This window comes from Rhizobacter sp. (assembly GCA_021153565.1).
GTDB lineage: Bacteria > Pseudomonadota > Gammaproteobacteria > Burkholderiales > Burkholderiaceae_C > Albitalea.
The window spans coordinates 1-7,637 of record JAJKJU010000037.1; the positions used below are offsets into that span (position 1 = coordinate 1).

General features: G+C 63.9%; 8 protein-coding genes. 2 read left to right on the plus strand and 6 right to left on the minus strand.

Annotated features, from left to right (window positions below; all coding sequences use genetic code 11):
- Positions 1-378 precede the first annotated feature (378 nt).
- Positions 379-1,101: a 16S rRNA (uracil(1498)-N(3))-methyltransferase gene (locus AC30NL_RS02805; protein ID WP_489462493.1), complete on the plus strand. Its 723-nt coding sequence runs from the start codon at positions 379-381 to the stop codon at positions 1,099-1,101.
- Positions 1,102-1,178: 77 nt separating this feature from the next.
- Positions 1,179-1,586: a YidB family protein gene (locus tag AC30NL_RS02810; RefSeq protein WP_489462494.1), complete on the plus strand. Its 408-nt coding sequence runs from the start codon at positions 1,179-1,181 to the stop codon at positions 1,584-1,586.
- Positions 1,587-1,735: 149 nt separating this feature from the next.
- Here the strand turns inward: AC30NL_RS02810 and fic are convergent, their stop codons facing one another.
- The 6 genes from fic to AC30NL_RS02840 all read right to left on the minus strand — a co-directional run bounded on the left by fic (position 1,736) and on the right by AC30NL_RS02840 (position 7,340).
- Entirely contained in the window at positions 1,736-2,830 is a 1,095-nt protein-coding gene (gene fic, locus AC30NL_RS02815; RefSeq protein ID WP_489462495.1) for a protein adenylyltransferase Fic, read from the minus strand.
- 326 nt (positions 2,831-3,156) lie between these two features.
- Positions 3,157-4,380 (minus strand): THUMP domain-containing class I SAM-dependent RNA methyltransferase, encoded by a 1,224-nt coding sequence (locus tag AC30NL_RS02820; RefSeq protein WP_489462496.1) that lies wholly within the window; start codon positions 4,378-4,380, stop codon positions 3,157-3,159.
- Positions 4,380-5,903 carry an RNA polymerase factor sigma-54 gene (locus AC30NL_RS02825; protein ID WP_489462497.1) on the minus strand — a complete coding sequence of 508 codons (1,524 nt, stop codon included), beginning with the start codon at positions 5,901-5,903 and terminating at the stop codon, positions 4,380-4,382. Before AC30NL_RS02825 ends, AC30NL_RS02820 begins: the two co-directional genes overlap by 1 nt.
- Positions 5,904-5,907: 4 nt before the next feature.
- A complete protein-coding gene (gene lptB / locus AC30NL_RS02830; RefSeq protein WP_489462498.1) occupies positions 5,908-6,681 on the minus strand; it encodes an LPS export ABC transporter ATP-binding protein in 774 nt (257 codons plus the stop codon).
- Positions 6,678-6,938, minus strand: a complete 261-nt coding sequence (locus tag AC30NL_RS02835) for a hypothetical protein (protein ID WP_489462499.1) — start codon at positions 6,936-6,938, stop codon at positions 6,678-6,680. Before AC30NL_RS02835 ends, lptB begins: the two co-directional genes overlap by 4 nt.
- A gap of 72 nt (positions 6,939-7,010) precedes the next feature.
- Entirely contained in the window at positions 7,011-7,340 is a 330-nt protein-coding gene (locus AC30NL_RS02840; protein WP_489462500.1) for an LptA/OstA family protein, read from the minus strand.
- Between the last annotated feature and the right edge of the window lie 297 nt (positions 7,341-7,637).

Here is a 7,637-nt window from a genome sequence, read left to right on the forward strand (position 1 = left end):
GCTGGCAAGAAATCGCGGCGCAACTGCGCGAGCCGCCGCGCCTTCGTCAGTACCAGTGTGAGGCTGGATTTTCATGATTATTAAGTTAGCGCTTATGCCCCCGAGGGGGTGCTCAGCCGCCTTGAGGCGGCTCGGCGCGGCTGAAATGTTCACCCCCGCGTCGCGTTGCTCCTGCCCCCCGAGGGGGTGCTCAGCCGCCTTGAGGCGGCTCGGCGCGGCTGAAATGTTCACCCCCACGTCGCGTTGCTCCTGCCCCCCGAGGGGGTGCTCAGCCGCCTTGAGGCGGCTCGGCGCGGCTGAAATGTTCACCCCCGCGTCGCGTTGCTCCTGCCCCCCGAGGGGACGCTCAGCCGCCTCGAGGCGGCTCGGTATCAGCTGATGCCGCCGCGCCTGTACGTCGACCTTCCGCTCGGCGAGGGGGCAGAACTCGCCTTGCCGCCGGGACCGGCGCGCCATGTGCAGGTGCTGCGCCTGCAACCCGGCGAGGAACTGACCTGCTTCAACGGCGAAAGCGGCGAGTGGGCGGCGACGGTTCTTCGCATGGGGCGCAGCGACGTTGACGTGCTTATTGGCGCGCATCGTCAGGTCGACCGGGAGCTGCCGTTCCACGTGACGTTGGCCGTCGGCATGCCCGCCAACGAGCGCATGGACAACCTGATCGAGAAGGCCACCGAACTCGGTGCCGCCGCCGTCCAGCCCCTCGTGTGCGAACGGTCGGTGCTGCGTCTTTCCGGCGAGCGCGCGCTGAAGAAGGTCGACCACTGGCGCGGTGTGGCGATCGCGGCGAGCGAGCAAAGCGGTCGAACACGAGTGCCAGTCATCGAGCCGGTGATGACGCTTGCGCAGTGGCTCGCCAAGGCGCGCGGCGGCGCGCAATGCATGGTGCTCAGCCTGCGCGAGGCGATGCCGTTCGAACGCATGGCCCCAGGCGCAGCCATGGTGTTTCTGAGCGGCCCGGAGGGGGGGCTCAGTCCAGCCGAGGAATCCCTTGCACTCGACGCGGGATTTGCCGCGGTGTCGCTTGGGCATCGCGTACTGCGTGCCGACACCGCTCCGATGGCGGTGATGTCCGCGCTGTCCTTGAGGGAATCACGAAGCTGAAGGGGTCTCCCGGCCAGCTTGCCATTCAGACCATCAGCGCCGCAGAATGGGGCGGGGAGCCCCTTCCGGAGATCACCATGGGTCTACTCGATTCCGTGATTGGTGCACTGTCCGGCGTGCGAACGACGAGCGCGCGTGGCGACATGTTGGGTGCGGTTTTGCAAATGCTGGCAGACGGCGGAGACGGCATCGGAGTCGACGGACTGATCGAGCGCTTCGACAAGTGCGGGATGTCCGAAGTCCTCCATTCCTGGATCGGTCGCGGCAGCAACCTCCCGATTTCACCAGACGATGTTCAGCGCGTGCTCGGCTCGGAGACCATTGAGGACATCTCGCAGCAGCTGGGCTTGTCCCAGCGCGTCACGGCGGACCGGTTGTCGCAGATGCTGCCCTTCGTGGTGGACAAGCTCACGCCGCACGGCAGGTTGCCTGCCGATGGGTTGGGCGACTTGGGCCAGCTGATGGGGCGCATGGCGGCCCGGTAGCCCGGGGCAAAGCCCCTTTGCCACGCGCAACATGGGTTCGCGCCAGACCTGCTCGTAGAGGTCTTCGCGGGTCACCTGTTGTGCCGCGCCTTCCACGGGCTCCGTTGGGCTCGAGACGTCCATCTGCTCGGTGTGCGCGCCCGGGTCTTTCAGTCGCGCTTCAGAAGTTCGATGAACGCTGGGTTGAGGAAAATCTTTTCCCTGCCCATCTTGTGCTCTCGCAGAATGCCGATCGCCGTGAGCTCCTTGAGGTAGGTGCTCGCGGTCTGGCGCTTGGCCAGTCCCGCCTCCACGACGTGCGCGATCCGGCAGTACGGTCGCACGAACACCAATTCGGAAAGTTCGCGAGAGTAGATCTGGCTGGCGTCTCGTCGCATCCGTTCCGTGGTCTCCTCGAGGAGGCCACGTACAGCGACGATCTTGTTCATGGTCCAGCGGGCCGTCTCGGTCACACCGCTGAGCATGTAGAGCAGCCAGGGCTCCCACGCCCCCGTCTCGGTGATCGATTGCAGGCCGCTGTAGTAGCCGGCCTTGTTCCGCAGGATGTAGCGGCTGAGATAGAGCACCGGGATATCCAGCAACCCCTGCTCGACGAGGTAAAGCAAGTTGAGGACGCGCCCTGTCCGGCCGTTGCCATCGGTGAACGGGTGGATGGCCTCGAACTGGTAGTGGCCAGCCGCCATTCGCACGAGTTGGTCGATATCCGCGGTGCCGGGCAAGGTGCCGTGCATCCACTGCTCCCAATTGGCCAGCTTTTCTCGAAGCAGGACCTCGCCTTCTGGCGGGGTGTAGATGATCTGTCGAGTACGGTCGTTGCTGAGGGTTGTGCCGGGCGTCTTGCGGATGTCCATATCCACGCCCTTGATCGCACGACAGATCTGCACGGCGGTATTGGTGGAGAGCGGACGCGTCTTGAGCGCCTGGTATCCCTCCCAGAGCGCGGTTCGGTAGCGCAGCGCTTCCTTGGTCGCTGGATCCGCCTCACCTTCGCTGACGCCGTCGAAGAGGAACATCTGATCCGTGGTGGTCACGATGTTCTCGATCTCGCTACTGGCTTGGGCTTCGAGCAGCGGAATCGAGTTGATGAGTACCCCTTGGTTCGGGATCAACTGCCCGGCGGCCTTCAACTCGCCGACGGCGGCGCGCGCTGAGATGCATGCCTTGAGGACGGTCCGCGACTCCACGTCGACTTTCGGCGGAAGCGCCGGCAGGTCGTTGTAGGGCGCGGAGGGGTCAAATGCCATATGTCGATTGAAGGCCCTGAAATCGATCTATCCCTTTGGACTTGTTTGTCCGATCGACATGATGCCAGAATGTGTCGATTTAGAGCCAAGATTTCGACACAATCCAGCCATCTGTCGATCCGAGCGTCTGAATGACCTGGGCCACTGGAAGTCGGTGCTTGCCGAGCTGACAGCATTCGACCTGCTGACTCTGGCAAGCCTCTACGCCTTTGAGCATCTCGTCCCGCACAGCCTCACAGGCGGGTCCGCCGTAGAGTTCGTTGATGAAGCGGTAAAGCTCGGGACTGTGCCCTTGCGCCAACTCCCAATCCTGGGTTTTACCCGGGCTACGAGCGCATGGACCCTGGCACGAGATCGAATCGGAATAAACGGCATTCGATCGGACCGTTCCACATCGGCACGCGCCTGCTTTCCTTCAATCGCATTGCGCTCGGCAGCTTCATGTCAGGGCTGAGCACATAGGCCGTCCACCCTGCGGGGTGAGCGGTGTATGCGTGCTTCCAATGCGCCGCGAGCCGCGGAAAGAAGTCGTCGGGCGTGTCGCGATCCTGCGCCGACGGCCGTGCCGCCTTGCCGCCGATATCGATGCGCTCGCCATACGGCGGATTGAGCATCAGCGTGCCGGGCAAGGCTTCAGCCAGCGGTGGCGCGGGGCGTTCGAGCGCATCTCCGCCGTTGAAGGTGATGGCTGCCTCGACCCCGGCGCGCAGCGCATTGCGGCGCGCGAAGTCGACCATGCGGAAGGACACGTCACTCGCGAAGATCGGCACCGCACTTGTACGGATGCGCGATTGCGCATGGCTCTTGTGCCGCTGCCACGCGGCGCGCATGTCCGCGTCGGCGAAGGGCAGCAGTCGCTCGAAAGCGAATCGACGTTTCAGGCCGGGCGCGATGCCGCAAGCGATCTGTGCGGCTTCGATGGCGATCGTTCCCGATCCGCAGCACGGATCGTGCAAGCCGCCGCCCTGCTCCGGTGTGCCGCGCCATCCGGCGGCGGCCAGCATGGCGGCCGCCAACGTTTCCTTCAGTGGGGCGTCGCCCTTGTCTTCGCGCCACCCGCGCTTGAAGAGGGGTTCGCCGGAGGTGTCGACGTAAATCGAGGCGCGTTGGGGCCCCACGTGCAGCGTCACCTGCAGATCGGGATGCTGCGTGTCCACGCTCGGTCGCTCGCCGGTCGCGTCACGCATCACGTCGCACACGGCGTCTTTGATGCGCAGGGCTGCGAAGTTCAGGCTCTTGAGTGGGCTGCGCTGCGCGGTCGTGTCCACGCGCAGCGTGTGTCGGGGCGTGATCCACTGCGCCCAGTCGACACTTCGTCCCAGCTCGTAAAGATCGGTCTCATCGTGGTAAGGCCCCTCGGCGACCTCGACCAGCACGCGCTGCGGCAATCGGCATTCGAGGTTGAGCACCATCACTTCGTCGGGGCCTCCTTCGAGCGCGACACCGCCGCGCGCGGTGTGCACGTCGAGCTTGGGCAGGACCCGTTTCACTTCATCGGCGAGAAAGCCTTCTACGCCCGCTGCGCATGGTAAAAAAATCGGCAGCGCCATCAGAGAGCCTTGCGCAGATTCGCAGGCGGGATCTTGAGCGCCTCGCGGTACTTGGCGACAGTGCGTCGCGCCACCTGGATGCCTTGTTCTTCGAGCATCAGCGACAACTGGCTGTCCGACAGCGGCTTGGCCGGATCTTCGGCCGAGACAAGTTGCTTGATCAGCGCACGCACCGCAGTGCTCGATGCATTGCCGCCCGCTTCGGTGTTCAGCGATGAGCCGAAGAAATACTTCAACTCGAAGGTGCCGAACGGCGTGGACATGTACTTGGCTGTGGTCACGCGCGAGATGGTCGATTCGTGCAGTCCGAGTTCATCCGCGATCTCGCGCAGCACCAGCGGCTTCATTGCGATTTCGCCGTGCGTGAAGAAGCTCTTCTGTCTCTCAACGATCGCTTGCGACACGCGCTGGATGGTGTCGAAGCGCTGCTGGATGTTCTTCATGAACCAGCGCGCTTCCTGCAGCCGCGAGGTGAGGCCCGTACCGCTATTGGCCGCGCCGCGCGTTTGGCGGATCGCCTGCGCGTAGAGATCGTTGATGCGCAGCTTGGGCATCACGTCTGGATTGAGCACGACCTTCCAGTTGCGGCCCGACTTCCGAACGATGACGTCGGGCACGATGATGTTCGCCTCGGCACGAGCGAAGGGCCGCGCCGGCTTGGGTTCGAGCGAGGTGATGATGCCTTGGGCTTCCTTGAGCAGCGATTCGTCGGCACCCGTCACGGCCATGAGCTTCTTCGTGTCTCGCCGCGCGAGCAGGTCCAGGTGCTGCTTGCACACGATGATTGCGATCATCTGCGCTTCGCTGCGCGGCAGGAGCCGCAACTGCAGCGTCAGGCATTCGGACAGCGAGCGTGCGCCCACGCCCGCGGGCTCCATGCTCTGCAACCACTTCAGCGCGCATTGCAGGTGCTCAAGAAGCTCTTCGCTACCCTCGGGGTCGTCGTCGCCTGCGAGTTCCGCGACGATTTCTTCCAGCGTGTCGGCGAGGTAGCCGTCTTCGTTCAACGACTCGATGAGCACGTGCAACGCGGCGGCGTCCTCAGGCGACAGTCGCATGCCCGGCAGTTGATCACGCAGAAATTCCTGCAGCGTCTGCGAGGCCTGATTGCGCTCTTGCGGGTCGAAATCTTCGTTGTCGTTGCTGCTCGTGCCGCTTGCGCTCGGCGTTTCGCGGATTCCGTCGAAGTCGTCGCGCTCGGTTCCGTTCTCCCAGTCCTCACGTTCGGTTCCGCCGAACTCCGCGGTGTCGACGCCAGCGGTCTCGTCGCTGCCGCTCGCAGCTTCGGAAGCGTTCTCCGTCTCGCGCTCGCCCGCACGCTCGGCACTCGAAAGCCGCTCGCTCAATGGCTCGAAGACCGGTGAAGTGTCTTCTTCAGTCTCGAGGAAAGGATTCTGTTCGAGCATTTGCTCGACTTCCTGGTGGAGTTCGAGCGTGGAGAGTTGCAGCAATCGAATGGATTGCTGCAACTGAGGCGTGAGCGCCAGATGCTGGGAAAGACGAACCTGTAGTGACGGTTTCATGGCACTACATGCGGAAGTGTTCGCCGAGGTACACCTTGCGCACGTCGGCGTTCTCGACGATTTCTACTGGCGTGCCTTCGGCCAGAACCCGGCCTTCGCTGATGATGTAGGCGCGGTCGCAGATGCCCAGCGTCTCGCGCACGTTGTGGTCGGTGATGAGCACGCCGATGCCGCGCGCCTTCAGGAAACTGATGATCCGCTGGATCTCGATCACAGCGATCGGGTCGACGCCTGCGAAAGGTTCGTCCAGCAGGATGAAGCGCGGCTGGGTGGCGAGTGCGCGCGCGATCTCGACACGGCGTCGTTCGCCGCCCGACAGTGCCGGCGCCGGCGAGTGCCGCAGTTTTTCGATGCTCAGCTCGCGAAGCAAGCCGTTGAGCAGATCATCGATTACCGACGCCTTGAAGGGCTTGCCGGCCTCGTCGAGCTGCAGTTCGAGCACCGCGCGGATGTTTTCCTCGACGGTGAGCTTGCGAAAGATCGAGGCTTCCTGCGGCAGGTACGACAACCCGAGACGCGAACGCCGGTGAATCGGCATCCGCTCAACCGCCTCGCCGTCGATGGTGATCGCGCCGGCATCGGCCCGCACCAGCCCGACGATCATGTAGAAGCTCGTCGTCTTGCCGGCGCCGTTGGGGCCGAGCAGGCCGACCACCTCGCCCGCATCCACCGCGAGATGCACGTCCTTCACCACCTTGCGCACGCCGTAGGTCTTCTGAAGGCCTTGCGCGGCCAGTCGACCGGGACTGCGCGGCGAGGCGGCCGCCGTTGCGCTCACTTCTTGTCTCCGAGGGAGGTGCTGGCTTTGAGCTGGGTCCCTGCAGCTGCTGCCGCGGCGGATGCCGCTTCAGCCGCGGCCGGCGTGCCTTCACGCGGGGTGAGCACCGCGCGCACGCGGCCCCCCGGCGCGTTCTTGCCGCCGGCAGCAGTATGGGATCCTCCCAAGACGCTGAATACCTCGGTCGTGTTGTCGTACGCCACGATGGTTCCGGTGATCTCGTCGCCAATGGTTTCGCCGCGCAGGCGCCGGACCATGGCGTTGTTGACGAAGCGGATGATGTCCGGCTTTTCGTCGTATTCGAGGCGGTCGGCCTGACCGTCGATGTATTAGTCCACGCCGTCGCGCTTTTGCCGAAAGGTGGCAGGTTTGGCCGCGCTGCCGAAGGCAATGGCGATCTTGTAGCCGTCCGGGCGCTCACGGACTTCCACGCGGTCGGCCTTGATGACGATGGTGCCTTTGGTGATGGTCACGTTGCCGTTGAAGACGACGACCTGCTTGAGGAGATCGAAGTTGCCTTCGCGATCTGCGACAACGTTCAGCGGCTTTGTCCGGTCGGCTTTTTCGGCATGCACCGGGGCGCACATCGCAAAGGCCAGTGAGATGGCCGTCGCCCCGCCCGAGAGTGCACGAAAAAGAGAAGGAAGCAGTTGTGTCATAAAGGCATGAAACTTGCAGTCCATTCTAGCCCGAAGCATTCCATGCTGTGGGTGAAATCCCGCTCAACTTGCTGACAAGCGCCTCCCGCTGAATCTCGCGGGGCAGCAGCTTGCGGGCGATGTCACAGGCGCCACGCTACGCGACGGACAGGGAATGAGTCAGAGGCTGAGAGTTTTTCGATCATGCCCGCTCATTACGCCAAAAGCCCCCTGCTCGTCGTTGCAAATGCTCGCCATAGCCAAGCTATGGCTGCGCTTTGCGCCTAGATCAGGCGCCTTTTGACGTGCTGCTCGGAC

Coding starts and splice junctions, on each gene's coding strand:
- AC30NL_RS02820 (WP_489462496.1), bottom strand. CDS start 4,380: ATGGCGCTGCCGATTTTTTTACCATGCGCAGCGGGCGTAGAAGGCTTT.
- AC30NL_RS02840 (WP_489462500.1), bottom strand. CDS start 7,340: ATGACACAACTGCTTCCTTCTCTTTTTCGTGCACTCTCGGGCGGGGCG.
- fic (WP_489462495.1), bottom strand. CDS start 2,830: ATGGCATTTGACCCCTCCGCGCCCTACAACGACCTGCCGGCGCTTCCG.
- AC30NL_RS02835 (WP_489462499.1), bottom strand. CDS start 6,938: ATGGTCCGGCGCCTGCGCGGCGAAACCATTGGCGACGAGATCACCGGA.
- AC30NL_RS02810 (WP_489462494.1), top strand. CDS start 1,179: ATGGGTCTACTCGATTCCGTGATTGGTGCACTGTCCGGCGTGCGAACG.
- AC30NL_RS02805 (WP_489462493.1), top strand. CDS start 379: ATGCCGCCGCGCCTGTACGTCGACCTTCCGCTCGGCGAGGGGGCAGAA.
- AC30NL_RS02825 (WP_489462497.1), bottom strand. CDS start 5,903: ATGAAACCGTCACTACAGGTTCGTCTTTCCCAGCATCTGGCGCTCACG.